Consider the following 21,544-nt stretch of genomic DNA (forward strand, 5'->3'; position numbering starts at 1 on the left):
GATCTTGAAGGCTATGCCCTTTTTACCTAATTGTTCCGTGACGCCCCTACTATATCTGGGGGCTCTCACGGATATTCTGAAAGAGCCTAAAGTTGAGACAAAAACTTATCCCCATTTTTTTCCTCGCCGTCTGGTTGGCCGCCTGTGGCGGCGCCAGGCCCAACCCCGCCGCCACGCCGGAAGCGGCGGCTCCAACAACAACGCCTACCGTCACGCCCAGGCCTCCCACCGCGACCCCCTTGCCCTCGGCAACCGCGCTTCCCACCGCTACTTTTACGTCTGAACCAACGGCCACTTCCACCTCAACCCCCAAACCAACCGCTACCCCCCCCGCCACCGCCACCCCCACCGTAACACCCTCGCCCACCCTGCCGCCTAATCCGTTGGGCAGCGTATTGGTGTTGGAATATCACATGATTAAAGAGCCGGAGGATCGTTGGCAGCGCACGCCGGATAATTTCCGGGCCGATCTGGAACGGCTGCATAACGAAGGTTATACCCCGGCCAATATTACCGATCTGGTGCAGGGTTTCCCCGACCTGCCGGCCGGGCGCAAACCCATTGTGTTCACTTTTGACGATTCAGACATTAGCCAGTTTCGTTATTTGGAAGATGTCGCCCTTGACCCCAACTCGGCGGTGGGTATTTTATCTGAATTTCATCAAAAATATCCCCACGATTGGCCGCTCAAAGGCACTTTTTACGTGTTGCAGGATGTCAACGTGCCGGAGCGGGTGCTGTTTGGGCAAAAAGAGCTTCAGGATAAAAAGTTGCAATGGCTGGTTGCCAACGGCTTTGAAGTGGCCAGCCACACCATTTCTCATTTTAACCTGACCGAAGGCTCCGACGACCAGGTGCAGTGGCAACTGGCCGTGAGCCAGCGCCAATTGGAACAGCGTTTGCCGGGCTACGATGTGCAGGCGCTGTCCGTCCCCTTTGGCAATTATCCCCTCAACCAGGCCCTGCTGGCGCAAGGGATGTGGGAGAATGAGCCTTACACCTATTCCAGCGTGGTGATGGTTTCCGGCGGGGCCGGTCCCTCGCCGCACAGCCCCCAATTTGACCCGTATCATATTCCCCGGGTGCAGGCTTTGCAAACAGAACTTGATTATTGGCTGGGCTACTTTGCCGAAAATCCCCAGTTTTATTACGTGTCAGCCGGGACGGGGGCAGAATAAACCGTCAGGTGCTCATCAAGTATCTGCCCCCGGCGACGGTGGTAACGTATTGGGGATTGGCCGGGTCAATTTCCAATTTGTGCCGCAAACGATGCACGTGCACCCTGGCAATGGCCCTGGCGTCGGCTTCGGTGGCTTCGTAGCCGCGCACCTGTTTGATCAGGGTGATGGAGTCAATGGCCCGGTTGGGGTTGGCCATCAGCGTGGCTAAAATGTCAAATTCGGTGGGGGTCAAATTAATAATTTCATTGTTGCGGCTGACTTGATGATTGGTCAGGTTGAGTTGGAGGTCCTTTATTTCTAAAATCGTTTTATCGTCGGCCTGGGTTAAGGTGGGGGGCACGGCGGATTGACGAGCAATGCCGTCGGCCACGCTGGCCAGGAGTTCGGCGGTTTCACAGGGTTTGATCAGATAATCGTGCGCCCCCTGGCGCAGGGCCTCAATGGATGAATCCAGCGTGGCGTAGGCCGTTAAAATGATGACGCTGGTTTTGGGAGCTACCTGGCGCAGGTAACGCACAATTTCCAGGCCGTCCATGTCGGTTAAGCGCAAATCTACCAGGGCTACGTCAAAACTCATGGCGTCAATCAGGCGAAGCGCGGTTTCGCCGTCGGCGGCTTCGGTGACCCGGTAGCCCTGGTCCTGCAAATTGAGCCGTAAAAAGTGGCGGAGGGTGTCTTCGTCGTCTACAACCAAAATGTGATGGCTCACGGTGCTGCCTCTCTTTGAATGGGTAGGGTGATGATAAAGCTTGTGCCTTGTTGGGCCGTGCTTTCTATTTTGATGGCGCCTTTATGTTCCTCAACAATGCGCCGGGCGACGGTCAGCCCCAGGCCGGTGCCTCTGGCTTTGGTGGTAAAGAACGGCTCAAAGATTTTTGAGCGGGCTTCAGCCGGGATGCCCGGCCCGTTATCGGTAATAACAATGATTACGGCCTGGGATGGCTGGCCGGAGGCGCGGGCGGCGTCCTTGGCTGGGCTGGATAGTTTGGTTTGTAATTGTATTTTCCGCTCTGCGGGTTTTGGGCCGCTGCTCTGCATGGCCTGGGTGGCGTTGACGATGAGATTGGTAAAAACCTGTTCCAGGCGTTGGCGGTCAAGTTTGAGCAGGGGCACGTTTGGGGCGTAGGTGGTGGTAATGGTTACCTGGCTTTCCTCTATTTGTGGCTGGCAGCGTTGGATAACTTTCTCAATGATGTCCGCCAGGTTTTCGTAGGAAAGGCTGAGTTGCAGGGGACGCGCTACAAACAAAATATCTTCTAAAATCCGGTTGACCCGCTGAATCTCGCTCTGGATCATGGCCGCTCCTTCGGCTTCCGGGGAACCTTTACCCGTTTTTAAGGCCAGGTAATCTACTCCGGCGGCAATACTGGCCATGGGGTTGCGTATCTCGTGGGCCACCACCGCCGACATTTCACCCAGGGCGGCCAATCTGTCTAAGCGCCGCCGTTCCGCTTCCAGGGCTTTGCGTTCGGTTAAATCCGCCAACACCCCCACCACGCCGGCTGTTTGCTCATTTTCGTTACCGGCCAGTAGCGGCGCGGTGTTGACCGAAATAGACAATTGGCCACCGTTGGGCCGGTGCAGGGTTAGCTCCTGATGCTCGCAAGCCTGGCCGGTGGCCAACGTTTGCTGAAATATTTTGACCAATTCTGGGGCGTCGTTGATGGCTCCCGGCATAAGTTGGTAGAGCACCTGCTCCGGTTGCCGGTCCAGCATAGCCGCCGCTGCCGGGTTAAAGGCCGTGATGCGGCCGTCCCGGTCAATGGCAATGAGGCCGTTGGTCATATTTTGGATAATGTCTTCGTTAAAGGCGTGCAGGGTTTTGGTTTGGTTGAAGAGCTGCACGTTTTCAATTATCATGGCCAATTGCCCGGCCAGCACCGACAACAAATCCAGGCTGATCTGGTCAAAGGGGCTGGCCCGTCCCTGGTCGCCCGTTTCAGCCGCCAGCACCCCCACTACTTCCCCTTTGATGAGCATGGGCAATACGGCTCCCACAATGGTGGGCTGGCCGTCAATGTTGCCGGTCAGCGCGCCGTCGCCCAACATCCACACCGGCCTGGCCTGGCTCAAAACGGACTCAATAGCCTGGGCGGGTAAGTGGGAGGCGGGCGGTTGCTTTGGCGGAACAACGGCCATTTCAACTAAATCGTTTGAAACTGGCCGTAGCCCGCTCCTGGTTTCCCCCAAGAGCAGAGAGGTGACGGGGTGTTGATAACTGAGCCAGGCCAAACGGGCCGCGCCGGTTTCGCGTTGGGCTATTTCCAGCACCCGGCGGGCCAACGAGGTTTCACCGCCGGTCCCTTGCAAAATTTGATTGACTTCCAATAGAGGCAGCAGGGTTTGCAGCCGCAGGCTGTCGCGCAACAGAGCGCGCCGGGCCAGGCTATCCTGGATGGTGGCAATCAGGTCTTCAGGCTCAAAGGGTTTCATCAAAAAACCCTGCGCGCCCAAGTGGATGGCTTTGATGGCGTCTTCCATGGTGCCGTAGCCGGTAATCAGGATGACGGTCAGGTGGGGGTCAATTTCTTTGGCCAACTGCAGCAGTTTTAGCCCATCTATTTTGGGCATGCGAATATCGGTCAAAAGTAGGTCAAAGGTTTCTTTTTTAAGCAGCTTGGGCACAGAGGTGCTATCGGTTTTGCCCAATACGGTGAAGCCCTGTCGCTGCAAAATTCGGCCGCAGGAGTCAACTACGCCCTTTTCGTCATCAACCACTAAAATTCTTTCGTTTGCCACAGGTTAGCCTTTCTCATGCCTCGTCCGGCGGCTGCACGCCGGAGAGGGTTAATGTAAAAGTGGTGCCCTGGCCAGGGGTGCTGTCAACGTCAATGTCCCCGCCGTGTTTTTTGACAATGCCATAGCTGATAGATAAACCCAAGCCTGTGCCCTGGCCCACTTCTTTGGTGGTGAAGAAGGGATCAAAAATCTTATCTAAATGTTCCGGCTGAATGCCATGCCCGGTGTCGCTGATTTCGCAGATGATAACGGGTTTGGGGCCGGCCTCTTGACCGTTTTTGCTGCCGGGGGAGATTCGTTTGACGGTTGCGGCCGCAGAGTCTTGCTCCGCCACCCTGGTGGTGATGGTCAGGATGGCCGGGCGGTTTTGGGTATCTTGCATGGCCTGGATGGCGTTATATAGCAGGTTAACGATGACCTGTTTTATCTGGTTTAGGTCCAGGAAGATTTGAGGCAGGGTGCCCAGTTGTTTGCGCAGCTCAATTTTTTGGCGGACGCCCTTGGTATAAACCAGCAGTAAGGCTTCCTCGATCAGTTGGTTCAGGTCAACCAGTTGCCCTTTGGGGGCGTCGGCCCGGGCAAAATCCAGCAGATTGCGGACGATGTTGCGGGTGCGCCGGGCTTCGGCGTGGATCATTTCTAAATCGTCCCGCCGCTCTTCAGCCGTGGTGGGGGCGGTGGTGTCTAAAAGGAGGTTGGTCAGGTTGATAATGGTGGTTAAGGGGTTGTTGATCTCGTGGGCGGCCCCGGCGGCCAGTTCGCCCACGGCGGCCAATTTGGCGCTTTGGATGAGCTGGCTTTGGGTTTCGGCCAGGCGTTTGATGGTTCTGGCCTGTTCTTCGTAAAGCTGGGCGTTTTCAATGGCGGTTGCGGCTGAAAGGGCCAGGGCTTGCAGCAGGGCCTGATCTTCATGGTTAAAGGTGCCCCGTTTTTTGTTCATCACTTCAATAGCCCCAATAGTGCGCCCTTTGGTTTGGAGAGGCACGCATAAAATGGATTGGGTGGTAAAGCCGCTGGTCTTATCAACTTCGGCAAAAAAACGGGTGTCGGCGTAAACGTCGGGCACAATCACGGCTTCGCCCTGGTCGGCCACCCACCCGGCCAGCCCCTGGCCCAAGGGCATGCGCAAGCCGATGACGGCTTGCGAGCCTTCCCCGGAAGCGGCGGCAAACCAAACCTCCTGGTTTTCATCGTCGCGCAGGGCCACCGACGCGGCGGCCACGTCCAGCAGGCGGGTGGTATGGTCCGTAATCAGTTTGAGCGTTTTTTCCAATTCAAGCGTAGAGGTGATGGCCTGGCCAATTTCATTGAGGAATTTCAATTCGGTGATGTGTTGGTTAATTTCATCGTACAGCCGGGCATTTTCAATGGCAATGGCCAGTTGGTCGGCCAGGGTTTCCAGGGCCGAAACGTGATATTTGTCAAAAGCGTCCAATTGAATACTTTGCAAATCCAGCACGCCAATGGTTTTGACCCCCAACTTGATGGGCACGCACAACTCGGCCCGGATCTCACGATGATGGTCGTCGGGAATGTAGCGCGGGTCCAGGGTCACGTCGTTGGCCAAAATAGTTTTATTGGTGGCCGCCGACCAGCCAATCAGCCCCTGCCGTAGTTTATGCGTGACCGGCGCTTCCTGAGACATCGGCGGTCTGAAGCTTTGCCGGTCGGAGCTGACTTTGGCCCGCAGCCGCACCAATTGGGTGGCCGGCTGGTAGAGGTGAATGGAGACGCTATAAAAGGCAAAACTGCGCCAGATGGCCTGAACCACGGTGCGCAGCATCACGTCCAGGTTGAGAATGGAGGTGGCGGCCTGGCTGACCTCGTTGATCAAGGACAACTGGATGGAGCGTTCCGATTGATTTTTGAAGAGCATAGCATTTTCAATAGCCATGCAAATTTGCGTCACGGCAGCCCTTAAGAGGGGAACGTCGTTTTCGGTAAAATAGCCCGGCTGTTTGTGCCCCACCAGGTAAACGCCCCTGGCCTCCACTCGTTCCAGGGTAATGGGCAGCGCCACCACGCAATATTCCTGCTCCGGCTGATACGAAGCCCGGAACCAGCGCGAGTCTTTAAGGGTATTGGGCAGCAACGCCACCTGATTATGGCGCAGCACCCACCCTTCCAGGCCATCTTTGAGCAGCCGCAGGGCAAAATGCAACCCGGTTGACCCCATCAGCTCTTCCCGGCCCGGTTCGGTGGAGCGGTAATAGATGGTTTCATCACCCTCTTGCATCAATAAAGCCGAGAAGTGGGCGTTTAATTGCGGGGCCAGGGTTAAAATGCGCTCAAATAGATCATTAATGTCCAGGTGGCCGCTCAACATTTGGGTGATGCCAAACAAAAGGGCCAGGTGTTCGGCGTTGGTGGGATCAATGCCAAAATTGGGCGGGCGGGGGGTGATGTATTCCGGCAAATGGTCAATCAGGTGATGCGGTTCTGGAGGATAGGGCACCAATGAAACGTGGCGAGCGTCGAGCCAGGGAGGTAATGTCCTGGCCTGATTGTCGGTGAGCACCAGGATGGTGGGCGCTTTGACCAGCTTGCTGGATTTGGGCTGCTCGGCCACTACATCGGCCATTAATAACACGTCGGTTCTGGATAGATAGAGCCGGGCTTCATCCGGGTTATGAAAAAATCGAGTTTCATAGCCGGCGGCCCGCAGCGCCTCGTCCAGCGGCTGCAATTTTTGTTCTTCCCCGTCAATGAGCATAATCTGTAACGATTTGGGCGTTGGCCCCAACCTGGGTTGCTCTTGCGGGGGCAAATTAAGGTGTAAAACCTTTGTGCTTGACATCAGGTAGAAAGATTTTGGCGCAACATTGTTGCTATGCTAAACTTAACACTATTTTATGTAAGTATAACACGCCCTGGCAAGAGAGGCAACAGGATTTTTAGACCATGTTCTTTTTGTTTTGGTTGACCCGTTTTTGAGTCTTGGTACATTAAGGTGGCGCATATTAAGGGGGCGGGGCATAGTATTCGGCGCGAGCAGTTTGAGGCGTATGTGGCGGCAGTGAGGATGTTCTTGAGCGCAGTTTTTTAAGCTGGGATTATAGTTGTTTGACCACCAACAAGGTCAAATCGTCAAACACTTTTTGCCGGCCAATAAACCGGCGGACATCTGCCACCACGGCCTGTTTGATTTCGGTTGCACTTTTGGCCCAATGCCGGCTGACCACCGCGCATAACCGTTCTAGTCCATAGAATTGCCCGGCCTCGTTCTCGGCTTCGGTAATGCCGTCGGAATACAATACGATGCCATCACCGGGAACCAAGTCTATGGATATTTCCTGCACAAATTGGGCAATTCCTGAATTTATGGCTAAGGGAAACCCCAGGTCTATGGTGTCTTTCAGTTCTACCTGGCCATCCTGGCGGACGACAATCACTTGCTCGTGCTGGCCGCTCAGCCGCATCTGCCCATTCGGGTGATCCGGTGAGGGGGCATAGTTAAGTAGCGCCAGGGTCAGGCTCTTATCCACGTTCATTCGCCGCAGGTTTTGATAAAGGGTCCGGTTAAGGACATCCATAAACCGGATCGGGTCTTTCTCCTCGCTGGTCAACAAGGTGCGCACGGCTGTTTGCAGCATCAGCATTAGCACGCCGCTTTCCAGGCCGTGGCCGGTCACATCGCCAATGCCAATTTTGAGGTGGCCGTTGTGTTGCAGTACGTCGTAATAATCCCCCCCACCTCTTCAGCAGGTTCCATAAACCCGGCAATATCAATTCCCTCAATCTGACGAAGCTCCTCCACCGTGGGCAACAACATCTGTTGTAGTTGGCGGGAGACATCGAGTTCCGCGCTCATGCGCAGGTTTTCAGTTTTGAGTTTTTCGTTGAGGGTTTGAATTTCGGCGTTGGCCAGGGCCACCTGTTCAAACAGCTTGGCGTTTTGCAGGGCGGCGGCTATCTGCCCGGCCAGAGTGCTTTGAATGCGCAGGTCGTCTGCGGTGAAGCGGTTGGCTTCTGCCGCTTGCACGTCTAACACGCCCAACACTATATCGCCCGCAATAAGCGGCACGGCCAACTCTGCGTGGGTATCCGGCAGCAGGGGATTGGGCAACCAGTTTGGGTCTGCCCGCACATTGTTAACAATCTTTCCCTGCCGGGTGCGGGCTGCCTGAGTCACCAATGATTGTCCGGCATCTAGGGGGATGTGCCAGCTCCGGTATTTGACTCCTCCGGCCCCACCGCTTGCGCCATCTCGGCCACTATATCTGCCCGATGAGCAACCAGAACAGCGTTGAGGGATTTTTGGCCGGCTTCGGTTTGAACGGTTCGGTCGAATTTCATCTCAACCGGAAGCTGTATCTCAGCTCTGGCTGCCTGGATAGGCATACAACCACACGATTGGCGGACGGTCAGCTTGCAAGGTAAAATCACCTGATCCGGCACCGCCTCACCCGCCAGCAGCGCCAACAACATTTCCACTGCCCTATACCCCATTTCATGAAAGGGAGGGCTGACCGTGGTGAGAGGAGGCGTGACCGTCCAACTCTCGGCAACATCATCAAAGCCGGTAACTGCTACTTGCTCAGGCACGCGGACCCCATGCGCTTGTAGCGCTCGCAGAACGCCAAGGGCAAAATCATCATCTGAGGTGGCCACGGCTTCAAAGTCAATTCCCGATTGCAGCCCACCTCCGGTTAAATCGGGCAGATCAAGGTAGGCGGAAAAGACAAGGTCTGGATTGTAGGGAATGTTGTATTTGGCCAGGGTATCTTTGTAGGCCTGATACCGTTCCCGGTGTGGCCCTGCCCCCAGCCGGTTAATATAAGCAATGCGGCGATAACCGTGGACTTCAATCAGGTGAGCCATGGCCTCACACATTGGTTCGTACTCGCTTTTGAGAACAGTAGGAATACCCGGCAGCGACCGCTCCAGGCCGACGATGGGCCGGGGCTGAAAACGTTTATAAAAGTCCTTTACATCTTCGTCGTCAGGAAGCGATCCGGTGATGGTGCTGGTTGAAACAATGAGGCCATCGAGTTTTCCATCGCTGGCCAGGTCGTAGACAATATCGTCTTGCGCTTCAAAGCCATCAGGGTGGAAAATGATGCCTCCGGGGAAACAAATCAGGTTAACGTCTCGCTCCCGGCAGGCGTCAACCATCCCCTGCACCTGTGACAAAGCCCACGTGTAAGTAAGTTTTCTGGTTAGCAAACCGATAGTGGGGCGTTTTTTTTGCGGCTGGCCGCCGGTCAAGGGAGGTTTATGGGTTTATTGCTCATATCATTTACTCCTGGGGCATTTTGATTAACCCGTTACAAACAACTCTTTTTACTATTATAACAAATATTCACCGGGAGTAGTAGGGCCAAAAGTACCTCGTTGGCAAAATTGACGGGTATAAGTTTATTGGTTATGATTGAGAAAGTTGGGGGAATGGTATATCCCGGCGTCAGGTACAATATTTTCTGTAAATGTATTGGCAGCTGCTTGCCCAAGAACATTTCATGTTATTCAATCCCCAGGAGGAGATATGCTTTTAGCAAGACAAGTTATTGAGCGAATCCAGAAAAATGTGGGCGTCCCCTGGCGCGCTGAAACAGTGGACACGGTGATTGCGGGTAAGCCTGAAACGCCAGTAACAGGAATAACGACCACCATTATGGCTACCCTTGATGTGCTCCAACGCTCGGCTGTGGCCGGGAATAATTTGGTGATTACCCACGAACCAACTTTCTACTTGCACCAGGATAAAACTGAAACCCTGACGGAAGATGAAGTCTATCAACTCAAAGTTGACTTCATCCAAAAGCGCCAGCTGGTCATCTTCCACTTTCACGACCACTGGCATGCGCGACGGCCTGATGGTATTGCCACGGGGATGGTCAAAGAACTGGGCTGGGAAAAGCACGCTGATGGCCTGAACCCTCACCTTTTTGTCTTTCCGGGTATCCCCCTTGCCCGCTTCGTCAAAGAAATCCAGTCTCAACTGAACATTCGCACTATGCGGGTGGTGGGTGATCCCAAGCTACAGGTCAATCGAGTGATTGCAAGTTGGGGCTTCTTGGACCGGGATCGCGGCATTAAATTACTCGCTCAACCCGGAGTTGAGGTGGTTATAGCGGGCGAAACGCGCGAATGGGAAGTGGTGGAATACGCGCAAGACATTATCACCGCCGGAAAGAAAAAAGCCCTGATCCTGCTTGGCCACATGGTGTCTGAGCAAGCGGGCATGCAGTACTGCGCCGAATGGTTGAAATCATTCATTACAGAAGTGCCCATCGAGTTTCTCCCCATGCCCGAACCGTTCTGGAATCCTGACCATCCTACCTATGACCTGACTAACGGTTCATCCTGAAGCGTGTTGAGCCAAAAGAGCTAACTTATGAACGCAAAGATTGTCGTTGTCGGCTGCCGGCGACGCCTTTGTCGGCGGTTTTGGCGCTGCCCTGGCTGCCGGAAAACCGCTGGCCGAAGCCATTCGTTGGGGTAATGCCGCCGGCGCCCTGGCCGCCACTGCCTTGGGGGCGCAATCTTCTCTGCCCACACGCCGCGCAGTAGAAACGTTGTTGGCTGAAGGAACAAACCGTTCAGAATAAGGACAGATTTGATGAAATTTCCTACACTTTCCGCAGCAAGGCGTCTGGAACGTCTCCAACCACTCACCGGCAAAGTGCGGCTGGTGCTGGATACCGACACCTACAACGAGATTGACGACCAGTTTGCCGTGGTCCATGCTTTGCTCTCGCCGGAGCGACTCCAGGTTGAAGCCATTTATGCGGCCCCTTTTTTTAATGACCGTTCCACCGGCCCCGGCGATGGCATGGAAAAAAGTTACGCCGAAATTTTGCGGCTGCTAGAGCGGCTTGACGTGTCGCCGGAAGGTTTTGTCTTTCGCGGTTCCACTGCCTATTTGCCTGGCCCTGACACCCCTGTTCCATCAGCCGCCGCGGCCGATCTGGCCCAACGAGCCATGGCCGCCACTGATGAACCCCTGTATGTGGTCGCCATTGGGGCCATTACCAACGTGGCCTCGGCCATTTTGCTTGAACCTGCCCTCATCGAGCGGGTGGTTGTGGTGTGGTTGGGAGGACACGCTCTGTTTTGGCCGCATACCAAAGAGTTCAATCTAAAACAAGATGTTTTTGCCTCTCGCCTCATTTTTGATTGCGGCGTGCCGTTGGCGCGCCTTCCCTGTATGGGCGTCACCTCGCACCTCCAAACCACCGTGCCCGAAATAGAGCGTTACGTGCAAGGCCGGGGCCGGATTGGCGATTACCTGGCCGGCATTTTCAAAGCTTATCAGCACGACCATTTTGCCTGGTCGAAAGTGCTCTGGGATATAGCCGCCACCGCCTACCTGGTCAATCCGGCCTGGGTCTCCACTAACCTGGTGCATAGCCCCCTGCTAACCGATCAAATGACCTGGAGTTTTGATCACTCGCGCCACTTCATCCGGTCCGCCACCTTTATTCAGCGCGACCCCATCTTCCGCGATCTTTTCACTAAAATAGCTGCTTGTGGGAGATAAGTAATTGAACTATAATTTAGGCTCAGCCCGTTGTTTTTGCGGGTTGCGTGCATAAGGCTAAGGGCGAGATAGCCTGGCTATCTTGTTAAAGAGCCGGCCCTTGGCCTGGAGGTTTCCATGTCTCACACCCTGCGCATAGGTTCAGCCATTGATCCGGTTGATCCTTATTGGGTTCAGGTTAGAGAAGCCGCCTATGAACGGGCCGAGCAACTTCCCCTTGATCTTATCTCCATCACCCTGGTCAGCTACCCGGAAACTTTGTCCGAAGAAAGACAGATGGCGCTGGTGGAAGAGTTGCTGGGCCTGGAATTGGACGCGCTCATTGCCTGGTCGTTGCCTACAGATTTGGTTTACAATATTCCCCAATTTGGGATACCCCTGATTCTGTTGAACGAAACAGAAATCCGCCACCCCCTTTTGGTTTCGCCGCTGGGTTTATACGACATTGCCCGGATAGGCAGCACCTATCTGGCCGAACAACTGGCCGGGCAGGGAACCGTTCTGGCCCTGGGCGGCCTGGCCCGCGCGCCCTGGCCGGATGATAGCACCAGTTGGCTTGCCGCTAGCCGCGACGTATTTCGGGGCCATCCCCAGATAACGTTCAAACACGTGCCTATTCCCTGGGGTTACGAACAGGTTTATCCAGAAATTTATAAAGCCATGCAGCAGCTTACCGGCCCGCTGGATGCTATCTTTGGCCTGTCTGACACCGTGGCTTTAACCGGCCGGATGGCCGGTTTGGAACTTGGCCTCATTGAACAACCCACGCCGGTAGTAGGCATTGGCGGCAACCCCGACACCCTGGCCGCCATCACCGAAGGCGCGTTGGCGGCCACGGTTGAAATCCTGACCGACGAATTGGGCAAACAGGCGGTTGACCTGGCCTATCAGTCTGCGCAGGGACAATCCCTCCCGGCTCATTTCGCCTACAAATCCAGGCTGGTCACCGCCCAAAATGTGGCCGAAGTGGCCGCGCGGAAATTGGTGGCTATTGCCAATTTACCCAACCGTCTGGTGGGGGTTCGGCGCCGGCAGCAACAAGAGCGGCTCAAACAACTGGAAACCAGCCTGGAAATCAGTCGCCGGGTTGGTTCCATTTTGGACCACGGCCAACTCTCGCACGAGATTGCCAACTTGATTCGCGCTAACTATGGTTACGACCGGGTGCAGATTTTTCAGTGGCTAGCAGCGGAACAATTGCTGATTTTGGAACAGCCCGACCAGATTCAGCCGGAGCAGGCGGCCATCCCGCTCCCCGGCTCCGGGGTGCTGGGGCAGGCTTTAATGCGCAACGAACCCATTTTTATTCCCGATACGCACCGCAGCCCCCGCTTTCCCCCCGATCCCCGTTGGCCCGATACCCGCACCCGCGTTGTTCTGCCCATCCGTTTGGGCGATAAAATATTGGGGCTGTTAGACCTGCACAGCAACCAGTCGGTGCTGCGCACCCGGCAAGAGTTGGTTGGCCTGCAATCGCTGGCCGACCAATTGGGCGTGGCTATGCAAAATGCCCGGCTTTACGGTGAAGCCTTACAGGCCCGCGCCGTGGCCGAACAGGCCGACCAGTTAAAAACACGGCTGTTGGCCAACGTTAGCCACGAACTCCGCACGCCCCTGAATGTGATCTTGGGTTATATTCAAACAGCGCTCAAATCATCCCGGCCCTACAGCCCGGACTTGTCGCCTGATTTACGCAAAGATTTACAACAGATTGGGCGTAATGCCGACCATCTGCTGCACGTGATCAATGATTTGCTGGATTTGTCTCGGGCGGAAATCAACGAACTGGCTTTGCTGCCGGAAATCATCGAGCCGCGCCCGTTTTTGCTGGATGTTTTTGACGGCGTTGCCGCTGGTGTTGATGACCATGCAGTGCAGTGGCAGTTACAATTGCCCCCCCGCCTGCCTGCAATCCAGGCCGACCCGGTGCGCCTGCGCCAGATTTTACTCAACTTGCTCAGTAATGCCCGCAAATTTACCAAACAGGGTCGGATAGTGTTGGGTGCAGAAGTTATGCCGTCACATCTGCATATCTGGGTCCAGGATACCGGCGTGGGCATTCCCGCTGGCCAGCAGGAACGCATCTTTGAGCCTTTCATCACCGCCGAGTATGCCGGTTTTCAAAAAGGCGGGATCGGCCTGGGCCTGTCTATTACAAGGCGGTTGGTGGCCCTCCATCGCGGCTCACTGACCCTGGAAAGCCAACCTGGCCAGGGCAGCACGTTTCACCTCTACCTCCCTTGGCCCAGTTTGAGCGAGCAGACGGTAACAGCGCCCGCGCTGGCGGTTCAGCCTGTGTTATTGTTGATTTCAACCCAGGACCAACCGGCCAGTGAACTGGTTGAACTCAGCCAGCGCCAGGGCCTGGAGATACGCTGCCTGAAGACCGGGGCTAACATGGAAGCAGGGCTGGCCGGAATCCAACCCGCCCTCCTGGCCTGGGACTTGGCCAACGCCACGTCTGACGATTGGCTGGTAGTGCAGCGGCTGCGCCACCAGCCCCATTTGAGCCAGACCCCCTTTATTTTGTATAGGCAAGAGCAGGACAACCCGCCCGCCCTGGCCTTGGGCATGACCAACTTGGTTGCCAAACCCGTCAACGGCCAAACGTTGACCGAAGCCATCAATACTTTGTGCCCGTCCAAGTCGGTTGGCTCTATTCTCATTGTAGATGACGACCCGCAAGCGCTTGCACTCTACCGGGACATGGTGGCCAAAGGACTCCCCGGCTATTCCATCTCCGTTGCCTCCGGGGGGATGCAGGCCCTGGCCCTGATGAAACAAAGCCCCCCGGCCCTGGTTGTGTTAGATTTGATGATGCCGGAGATGGATGGATTTGCCGTGTTAGATTGGATGCGGGCCAATGCCCAAACCCGGACGGTGCCGGTGCTCATTCTCAGCGGCCGGATGTTGACCTTTGAGGACATCAAACGCCTTGAGCAACACGCCCGCACTACCTTCCAGAGTAAAGATATTCTGACTGAAGCAGAGACGACCGTTGCGTTACAACGTCTCTTATTTGATGACGATACCTTACCTCTGCCCACCAGCGCCTTGGTCAAACGCACCCTCGCTTACTTACACCAGAACTATCAACATCCCCTTTCCCGCCAGGAAATTGCCGACGCTATTGGTGTCAGCAAAAATTATCTCAGCCACATCTTTCGTCAGGAGTTGGGTCTTTCGCCCTGGGAATACCTGAATCGCTATCGCATCAAACAGGCCAAAGAGCTTTTGAGTTGTACCAGCCAGAGCGTGACCGAAGTGGCTTTCCAGGTTGGTTTTAATAATCCCCCCTATTTCAGCCGGGTTTTCCGCGATCAAACCGGCCTGTCACCCAGCGAGTATCGCCGAAGCCCTCAATAGAAACCATCGGCAGAAACCATCATCGTTCTTTTTTACAAGAGAACAGTACTATTTTGCATGCGCCGGCCTCCTTTTTCAACTACAATCAAAAATGGCGCTGCTTTAATCCACCATTGCCTATCGGGGTGAGATTTGGAGTTATTTTGAAGGGAGGTGGTCGCTGCTGATAATGATTTTTTGAGATGGTCTAGGGAAGTGTGTTTGTCGGTTCAATCAAAATAAAAACTAAGATAGTGTTAAGAGAAGGAGAAAAAAATGAATCGCAAGAAATTTGTGTTGATTTTTAGCCTGATGATGGTTTTGTTGCTGGTTGCGGCCTGTGCGCAAACCCCGGCGGCCCCTGCGCCGGAACAGCCGCAGGAAGAAGAAGCGCAGGTTGAAGCGCAGCCGCAGGAAGTTCAAGAAGAGCAAGCCACCGCCAAGCCTGAAGAACAGCCGGCTGAGAAACCGGTAGAAGAACCTACCGCCAAAAAAGAAGCGCCCCAGCAAGCCGAAGGTAAATGGTGCAGCAATACCAAGATAGTGTTTTTCCCTGGCGGTTCCCCTGGTGGGCCTTTTGCCACCGTTGTTTATAACGGGGCTGTAGCTGCCGCCGCCGACTTGGGCGCTGATGTGGAATATGTGTGGTCTGATTGGAACCCGGAGAAAATGGTCACCCAATTTGCCGAAGCCGCCGCCACCAAGCCCGACGGCATTGCCATTATGGGCCACCCCGGCGACGATGCTTTCCAATCCGTGGTTGATGATGCGGAAGCTCAAGGCATTATTGTGACCAGCCAGAACACCACCCTGCCCGTTCTTGAAGCCAAATATAGCTCTCAGGGCTTTGGTTATGTTGGCGCAGAGCTGTATAGCGCGGGATATGCGCTTGGCTCCGAAGCTGTTCAGCGCTTTGGCTTGCAGGCAGGCGATCGAGCTATGGTTTGGGGTCTGTTGGCCCAGGCGGGTCGGGGCGAGCGCACCAAAGGCGTGATTGATGCGCTGGAAGAAGCAGGGTTGGTAGTGGACTACCTTGAGATTGACGACTCCACCAACGCCGATGCCACTGCCGGTACGCCCACCTTTGTGGGTTACGTGTCTGCCAACCCCGATGTTAAGCTGGTGGTTACCGACCACGGCGCGTTGACCGCGACCCTGGAAACTTATCTCACCACTGCGGGCCTGGGGCCGGATGATGTGTACGCCGCCGGTTTCGACCTGTCCAGCGCCACCGTTGAGGCTATTCGCGGCGGCTGGACCGACCTGGTGATTGACCAGCAGCAGTGGCTGCAAGGCTATTTGCCTATTTTGCAGATTTGCCTGACCCACAACTATGCTTTCACCGGCCTGCACATTGATACCGGAGCCGGTTTTGCCCACAAAGACAACGTTGACCTGCTGGCCGACCTGGTTGAACAACAGATTCGGTAAAATTTGTGAATTTCAGGATCAAGACATAAAATTTGTTTCAGTCTTAGTAGGGGCAGGTCCAAAACCTGCCCTTACTTGGCAAAATTTCTGATTGAGGTAAAGTATATGGCTGAAGAGTATAGGCTTGAGTTAAAAAACGTCTCCAAATCTTTTGGAGAGGTTAAATCACTGCGGGATGTTGAATTTAAGTTGGGGCGTAATGAAGTAGTGGGCTTGTTGGGCGATAACGGCGCGGGTAAATCCACGCTGATTAAAGTGGTTACCGGTTATCATCAGCCCGATGAGGGTGAGATTTATTTCAACGGCCAAAAGGTTGAGCATTTATCTGTGCCCAAAGCCCGCGAACTGGGCGTGGAAACGGTGTACCAGGAGCGCGCCCTGGCCGAACTGCAAACCCTGTGGCGCAATATCTTTATTGGCCGGGAGATGAGTAATACGCTTGGTTTTCTGAAAGTGAAAGAGATGAAGGAAGAGACGCATCGGTTAATGGTGGAATCAATGGGCTTTACCTCATCTGCCGTTTCTCCAGAATCAATTATCCGCACCTTTTCCGGTGGGGAGAAGCAGGGGGTGGCCATTACCCGGGCTTTGTATTTTGATGCCGAAATCATTATTCTTGACGAGCCGACCATGGGGCTGTCTTTAAAAGAAACCCGTAAATTGCTTAATTTTGTGCGGGGTATCAAAGAGGCCGGTAAGTCGGCCATTTTTATTGACCACAATATTTTCCACGTTTATTCTGTGGCAGATAGAGTGGTGGTGTTGGACCGGGGCCGGGTGGCCGGAGAGTTTATGACCGCAGATATAACCCTGGAAGATCTGATGGACAAAATGTATCGGATTGCTGAAACAGGCAGCTTTGAGTGAGATAAGGATAACAAAGATGAGTTCTATCATTGAAAATCCAGAGGTCAAGCAAGATTTGCCCACGCCTCCAGCAGCATTTAATTTGGCTAAATTTTTGAGTACCTATGGCCCCCAGTTGGGCATTATTGGGGTGTTTGTGTTGGGCTGGTTGTTTTTTATTGTGGCGGCCCCGGAAACGTTTCTTTCTCCCCAAATTTATTTGGCGTTTATGTCAACCATCCCCTTTTTTGCTATTGTGGCCCTGCCTTTGACCATGGCCGTTATTGCCGGGGAGATGGATTTGTCGTTTCCTTCAATTATGGCTATTGGCATGGTGGCCTTTATTGGGGTGTTTAAGGCCACGGGGAGCGTTCTTTTGGCCTTGTTGGCCGGTTTGGTCACCGGATTTTTGGCCGGTACTTTGAATGGGGTGATTGTGGTGGGGATTGGCATTCCCTCGTTAGTGGTTACCATTGGCACTCAGTTTTTCTGGCGCGGGGCAGTTTTGGTGCTTTTGGGCGGTAAAGGTAATACGTTGGTTGAGGCCAAAGATAGCTTGCTGCGTGAAGTGCTGGTGGGCAAAATTGGCATTATCCCGGTGCAAATGATTTGGCTGATCATCATTGCCGTCTGCACCTGGTTCCTGTTGAATCGGCATAAATTTGGGGCGCAGATTTATGTGATCGGCGATAATAAAAATACGGCAGAACTGATGGGCATAAACACTAAAGTGACCCGCATGCTGGTGTTTGCCCTGGTGGGAATGGCCGCGGCCTTTGCCGGTATTCTGGCCAGTTTGCACGTTTCCTTTTTTTGGCCTTCTTTGGGTGATGGTTATTTGTTAAAAACCCTGGCGGCGGTTTTTTTGGGCGGCACGTCGGTGTTTGGTGGGGTTGGCACCATTTTGGGCACGTTCATTGGCAGTTTTATCATTGGCGCTATTGAGGCCGCCATTGTAGCCGTTGGCCTAACCGGCTTTTGGACCCAACTAATTTACGGCCTCATTATTATTCTGTCGGTTTCTATGCACGCCATCTTACGTAGAAGGTTGGGTTAAAAACAAAAGGGAAAGTCATGAAACACCGCCAGCGAGTCCTCATGGCTCTCAACCATGAACCGCCCGATAGATGACCCTTGCAAATCAGCTTCACTCTGAAAAAGTGGCATTGATCAATTCTCCAGGGGGCAAAACGAGCAACCATGGAAACGGTTCTCAAGGGAACAAAAAGCGTTGTTCATATCGCGCCCAATAAACCAACCGTGGTCATCGGCCAGCGCGTCAGCCCTAACCGGCGCAAACGGCCTGTAGACGGCTCCGGCGCGGATCATATTGATATTGCCAAAAATGAAATACTGGCCCAGGTTTCGGCCGGCGCCGACGTGGTTGATGTAGACGTGGATGTTCCCTTTGCGGAACAGGTGGACCTGCTGCCCCGGCTGGTAGAGACGGCGCAGCAAGCGGTAGAAGTGCCCCTTAGCATTAATACCCCCCACCCCGCGGCGCTGGCTGCCGCGCTCAAGGTTTATCAGGGCAAACCATTGGTCAATGGGGTCAGCGGCGCCAAGAAGTCGTTGAGCCAAATTTTACCCCTGGTCGCCCGGTACGGTGCGGCAGTGATTGGCTTGTGCCGGGATGAAAACGGCCTGCCTGACGACCCCTACCAACGGCTGGAGATTGCCGGCAATATTGTGGAGCAAGCCGAGGGTTTGGGTATTCCCCGGGAGGATGTTTTGATCAACTGCCTCACCTCGCCGGTGGAAACTAATCCACAGGCTGCCTTGCTTACGCTGGAAACCATTCGGTTGGTCAGAACCGAACTGGGCGTCAATCTAACCCTCAATATCGGCGACATTTCCGCCGAATTGCCCAAACCCGGCACGCTGCACCAGGCGTTTTTGACGGCGGCTATTTTGGAGGGGGTCAACGCGCCTGTGGTTGAAGTATCTCCCGCCAGGCAAAACATTCTGGCCGTTGATGTGCTGCTGGGCCAGGATGAACGCATGCTGCGGTACATCCAGTATTATCACTTCCGCCGGAGTGGCATGAGAAGTTTGGTGGATTGGGAGTTGGTAGGTTAGCTTCCCCTGACCCCCCTATTTCCCCAAATCCCGACTGGCTTTTTGAATAGCCTTAATCATAAGCCGGTGTTCGGTGGCGTGGACTCTGGCGGCGTAGGTTTCCAGGGTATCATCCGGCAGAATGGACACCGGCGCCTGGCTGATTACTGCCCCCCGATCCACTGCGGGGATGACGTAATGTACCATGCAGCCGCCGCGTTCAATTTCTCCCTTTTGATAGGCGGCAAAAGCCCATTCAATGCCCCCTACCCCCACAAACGTGTTGGGAAGAGCAGGGTGCAGATTAATGACCCGGTTGGGAAAATGGTCTAAAAAAGCCGGGCTGAAAATGTGCATCCACCCGGCCAGCACAATCAAATCGGGGTGGTAGGAGCTGACCAACCTGGCCAGATCGGCGTCGTACTCTGCTCTACTTTTTCCGGCCTCACGATAGGGTTTGAAGGGAAAGTAGAGCGTGGGCATGCCCGCTTTTTGGGCGCGGGTCAGGCCGTAAGCGTTTTTGCGGTTTGACACTACTAATACCACTTTGGCCTTTAACTTGCCTTCAACCGAGGCGTCTAAAATAGCCTGTAAATTGGAACCGGAGCCGGAGATAAAAACGGCAAGTTTTTTCACTACTGCTTTGTCCTTTCATTTTTTTCTATCGTCCATACCATTACAAAGAAGCCATAAACTGCCGAATTTATTCTGTTGTTCTTGTCTTGTTTTCAAAAGGCCTAACAAAAGGGGAAGTTGGCCCACGTTTTCGAGAAATTCATAAACCGCGTATCCCCTGAAAGCATCTTTTGGCGTTACGCCGGACAAAACAGCCACAAACGGAATCGCGGCTCGCGCGGCGGTTTCCGCATCCGTAATACTGTCGCCAACGTAAAGCGAGTCTGCCGGAGCACAGCCCAGCTTATCCAACGCCATTTGCAGACCTTCAGGGTTGGGCTTGTGGTTGGCTACGTCTTCACCGCCAATGATTACATCAAATGAATCGGCCAAACCTTCACGCGCCAAAACAGTTTTGATGCGACGCCGGAACTTGGTAGAAACAATGCTTAATTTGAGGCCGCGTTTTTTGAGGGCAGTAACGGTAGGGGGCACTGTCGAAAAAAGAGCTGTCAAATCCGCCATTACTTCATCGGCTTGTTGCAAAAATAAACGCACAAAGGTGTTGCTTTGGGCAACGTCGTTTTGGCCGGTCAATATTTGAAACGTATCCGGCAAAGATAAGCCGATGGTCCGGCAGGCCCGCTCCTCAGAAACTTCCGGTAATCCCAGGTTAGTGAGGGCGAAGTTAATACATTCCACCACTCCCTGGCTGGAGTCCGCCAGGGTGTAGTCAAAATCAAAAAGAATGGCTTCAGGTAATTGTTTTATAAAAAACTCAAGGTTTTCACTCATTGGATGATGATTTCTGTTTTGCCTCCAACAATTTTACCGACGACGTACAATTCGGGCAGCGCCGCTTGCGCCGCTGCCACTTCCTCTGGCGACACCACTACCAGCATGCCCAGACCCATATTGAAAACGTGAAACATCTCCTCCGGGAGAATGTTGCCTTCATTTTGAATTAAGCCAAAGATGGGTGGTTCCGGCCAAACGCCGCGCTTAATAACCGCGCCCACGCCCTTAGGCAGAATGCGAGGCAGGTTATCCACAATACCCCCGCCGGTGATGTGAGCCAATCCTCGGATTTCCACGCCGACCCTCCACAACTGTTGTATTGGCGGCAAGTAGGAGCGATGTACCTCTAACAGCGCTTCTCCAATTGAACACCCTAATGCTGGATGCCTGGTTTGCCAATCAAACTTGGCTAAAACCTGGCGGGCCAGGGAATAGCCGTTGGTGTGTAGGCCGGTTGACGGGAGACCCAAAATCACATCGCCCGCTTCAATTTTTGCCCCATCAATGATTTTTTCCCGTTCCACCACGCCAATCACCGTGCCCACCAGGTCAAACTCGCCTGGCCGGTAAACGCCGGGCATTTCGGCGGTTTCGCCGCCCAAGAGCGCGCAGCCCGCTTGTTGGCAGGCCATGGCCACGCCATGCACCAGCATGGCCGTTTCGGCCGGGTCCAATTGGGCCGAAGCTACGTAGTCAAGAAAAAACAGCGGCTGCGCGCCCTGCACCAAAATGTCGTTAACACAGTGATTGACAATGTCCTGCCCCACCGTGTCCCAGCGTTTCAACCGCGAGGCCACTTTGGTTTTGGTTCCCACCCCGTCGGTGGATGCCACCAGCACCGGCGACTGCATCCCCTGCAACCGGCTCGCCGCGTACAGGCCGCCAAACGCGCCCAGCCCGGCCAGCACTTCCGGCCCGTAGGTAGCCCGCACCGATTCCTTCATCAATTCCATGGCCCGCTGCCCGGCTTTAATATCCACCCCGGCTTGAGCGTAAGCGCTTTTTTTCATCGTCTAACTATCCCCTGTTTCGTTTGACCAACAACCGA

Annotated in this window: 18 protein-coding genes; 9 read left to right on the top strand and 9 right to left on the bottom strand. The window is 54.3% G+C overall.

Annotation, left to right across the window (positions count from 1 at the left end; genetic code table 11):
• Positions 1 to 92 precede the first annotated feature (92 nt).
• A complete protein-coding gene (locus tag JW953_11035) occupies positions 93 to 1,178 on the top strand; it encodes a polysaccharide deacetylase family protein (GenBank protein MBN1993229.1) in 1,086 nt (361 codons plus the stop codon).
• Between the two features lie 4 nt (positions 1,179 to 1,182).
• Here the strand turns inward: JW953_11035 and JW953_11040 are convergent, their stop codons facing one another.
• The 6 genes from JW953_11040 to JW953_11065 form a co-directional block, all read right to left on the bottom strand.
• A complete protein-coding gene (locus JW953_11040) occupies positions 1,183 to 1,890 on the bottom strand; it encodes a response regulator transcription factor (protein MBN1993230.1) in 708 nt (235 codons plus the stop codon).
• Entirely contained in the window at positions 1,887 to 3,920 is a 2,034-nt protein-coding gene (locus JW953_11045; protein MBN1993231.1) for a response regulator, read from the bottom strand. The genes JW953_11040 and JW953_11045 overlap by 4 nt, the downstream gene beginning before the upstream one ends.
• A gap of 13 nt (positions 3,921 to 3,933) precedes the next feature.
• Positions 3,934 to 6,717: a GAF domain-containing protein gene (locus JW953_11050; GenBank protein MBN1993232.1), complete on the bottom strand. Its 2,784-nt coding sequence runs from the start codon at positions 6,715 to 6,717 to the stop codon at positions 3,934 to 3,936.
• 256 nt (positions 6,718 to 6,973) lie between these two features.
• Complete coding sequence (locus JW953_11055) at positions 6,974 to 7,552, bottom strand: SpoIIE family protein phosphatase (GenBank protein ID MBN1993233.1); 579 nt, start codon at positions 7,550 to 7,552, stop codon at positions 6,974 to 6,976.
• The gene (locus JW953_11060) at positions 7,549 to 8,052 is read right to left on the bottom strand and encodes a GAF domain-containing protein (GenBank protein ID MBN1993234.1); all 504 of its coding nucleotides are present in this window, start codon (positions 8,050 to 8,052) and stop codon (positions 7,549 to 7,551) included. The genes JW953_11055 and JW953_11060 overlap by 4 nt, the downstream gene beginning before the upstream one ends.
• A gap of 17 nt (positions 8,053 to 8,069) precedes the next feature.
• The gene (locus tag JW953_11065) at positions 8,070 to 9,128 is read right to left on the bottom strand and encodes a substrate-binding domain-containing protein (GenBank protein ID MBN1993235.1); all 1,059 of its coding nucleotides are present in this window, start codon (positions 9,126 to 9,128) and stop codon (positions 8,070 to 8,072) included.
• Positions 9,129 to 9,405: 277 nt separating this feature from the next.
• On the opposite strand from JW953_11065, the gene JW953_11070 reads away from it, so the two are divergent.
• The 8 genes from JW953_11070 (at position 9,406) to JW953_11105 (ending at position 19,104) form a co-directional block, all read left to right on the top strand.
• A complete protein-coding gene (locus tag JW953_11070) occupies positions 9,406 to 10,230 on the top strand; it encodes a Nif3-like dinuclear metal center hexameric protein (GenBank protein ID MBN1993236.1) in 825 nt (274 codons plus the stop codon).
• Positions 10,231 to 10,270: 40 nt separating this feature from the next.
• Positions 10,271 to 10,471, top strand: a complete 201-nt coding sequence (locus tag JW953_11075; protein MBN1993237.1) for a hypothetical protein — start codon at positions 10,271 to 10,273, stop codon at positions 10,469 to 10,471.
• Positions 10,472 to 10,482: 11 nt separating this feature from the next.
• Complete coding sequence (locus JW953_11080; protein MBN1993238.1) at positions 10,483 to 11,403, top strand: nucleoside hydrolase; 921 nt, start codon at positions 10,483 to 10,485, stop codon at positions 11,401 to 11,403.
• 117 nt (positions 11,404 to 11,520) lie between these two features.
• Positions 11,521 to 14,769, top strand: a complete 3,249-nt coding sequence (locus JW953_11085) for a helix-turn-helix domain-containing protein (protein ID MBN1993239.1) — start codon at positions 11,521 to 11,523, stop codon at positions 14,767 to 14,769.
• Positions 14,770 to 15,063: 294 nt separating this feature from the next.
• On the top strand, positions 15,064 to 16,179 hold the full coding sequence (locus JW953_11090) for a substrate-binding domain-containing protein (protein MBN1993240.1): 1,116 nt from the start codon (positions 15,064 to 15,066) through the stop codon (positions 16,177 to 16,179).
• Positions 16,180 to 16,284: 105 nt separating this feature from the next.
• Entirely contained in the window at positions 16,285 to 17,046 is a 762-nt protein-coding gene (locus JW953_11095; GenBank protein MBN1993241.1) for a sugar ABC transporter ATP-binding protein, read from the top strand.
• A gap of 16 nt (positions 17,047 to 17,062) precedes the next feature.
• Positions 17,063 to 18,082 (top strand): ABC transporter permease, encoded by a 1,020-nt coding sequence (locus JW953_11100; GenBank protein MBN1993242.1) that lies wholly within the window; start codon positions 17,063 to 17,065, stop codon positions 18,080 to 18,082.
• A gap of 143 nt (positions 18,083 to 18,225) precedes the next feature.
• The gene (locus tag JW953_11105; protein ID MBN1993243.1) at positions 18,226 to 19,104 is read left to right on the top strand and encodes a dihydropteroate synthase; all 879 of its coding nucleotides are present in this window, start codon (positions 18,226 to 18,228) and stop codon (positions 19,102 to 19,104) included.
• Positions 19,105 to 19,119: 15 nt separating this feature from the next.
• Here JW953_11105 and purN read toward each other — a convergent pair whose 3' ends face one another.
• The 3 genes from purN to JW953_11120 are packed head-to-tail and all read right to left on the bottom strand — an operon-like array spanning position 19,120 to position 21,506.
• Positions 19,120 to 19,719, bottom strand: coding sequence for a phosphoribosylglycinamide formyltransferase (gene purN, locus JW953_11110; GenBank protein ID MBN1993244.1), 600 nt, complete (start codon positions 19,717 to 19,719; stop codon positions 19,120 to 19,122).
• Between the two features lie 15 nt (positions 19,720 to 19,734).
• Positions 19,735 to 20,493 carry an HAD-IA family hydrolase gene (locus tag JW953_11115; GenBank protein MBN1993245.1) on the bottom strand — a complete coding sequence of 253 codons (759 nt, stop codon included), beginning with the start codon at positions 20,491 to 20,493 and terminating at the stop codon, positions 19,735 to 19,737.
• Positions 20,490 to 21,506, bottom strand: a complete 1,017-nt coding sequence (locus JW953_11120; protein MBN1993246.1) for a phosphoribosylformylglycinamidine cyclo-ligase — start codon at positions 21,504 to 21,506, stop codon at positions 20,490 to 20,492. The genes JW953_11115 and JW953_11120 overlap by 4 nt, the downstream gene beginning before the upstream one ends.
• Positions 21,507 to 21,544 lie beyond the last annotated feature (38 nt).

The sequence above is a fragment of the Anaerolineae bacterium genome, assembly GCA_016931895.1.
Lineage (GTDB): Bacteria > Chloroflexota > Anaerolineae > 4572-78 > J111 > JAFGNV01.

Excerpts from the sequence above, each read along its gene's own strand:
- JW953_11050 (MBN1993232.1), bottom strand. The coding sequence starts at position 6,717 with ATGTCAAGCACAAAGGTTTTACACCTTAATTTGCCCCCGCAAGAGCAA.
- JW953_11070 (MBN1993236.1), top strand. The coding sequence starts at position 9,406 with ATGCTTTTAGCAAGACAAGTTATTGAGCGAATCCAGAAAAATGTGGGC.
- JW953_11080 (MBN1993238.1), top strand. The coding sequence starts at position 10,483 with ATGAAATTTCCTACACTTTCCGCAGCAAGGCGTCTGGAACGTCTCCAA.
- JW953_11085 (MBN1993239.1), top strand. The coding sequence starts at position 11,521 with ATGTCTCACACCCTGCGCATAGGTTCAGCCATTGATCCGGTTGATCCT.
- JW953_11090 (MBN1993240.1), top strand. The coding sequence starts at position 15,064 with ATGGTTTTGTTGCTGGTTGCGGCCTGTGCGCAAACCCCGGCGGCCCCT.
- JW953_11095 (MBN1993241.1), top strand. The coding sequence starts at position 16,285 with ATGGCTGAAGAGTATAGGCTTGAGTTAAAAAACGTCTCCAAATCTTTT.
- JW953_11100 (MBN1993242.1), top strand. The coding sequence starts at position 17,063 with ATGAGTTCTATCATTGAAAATCCAGAGGTCAAGCAAGATTTGCCCACG.
- JW953_11105 (MBN1993243.1), top strand. The coding sequence starts at position 18,226 with ATGGAAACGGTTCTCAAGGGAACAAAAAGCGTTGTTCATATCGCGCCC.
- JW953_11115 (MBN1993245.1), bottom strand. The coding sequence starts at position 20,493 with ATGAGTGAAAACCTTGAGTTTTTTATAAAACAATTACCTGAAGCCATT.
- JW953_11120 (MBN1993246.1), bottom strand. The coding sequence starts at position 21,506 with ATGAAAAAAAGCGCTTACGCTCAAGCCGGGGTGGATATTAAAGCCGGG.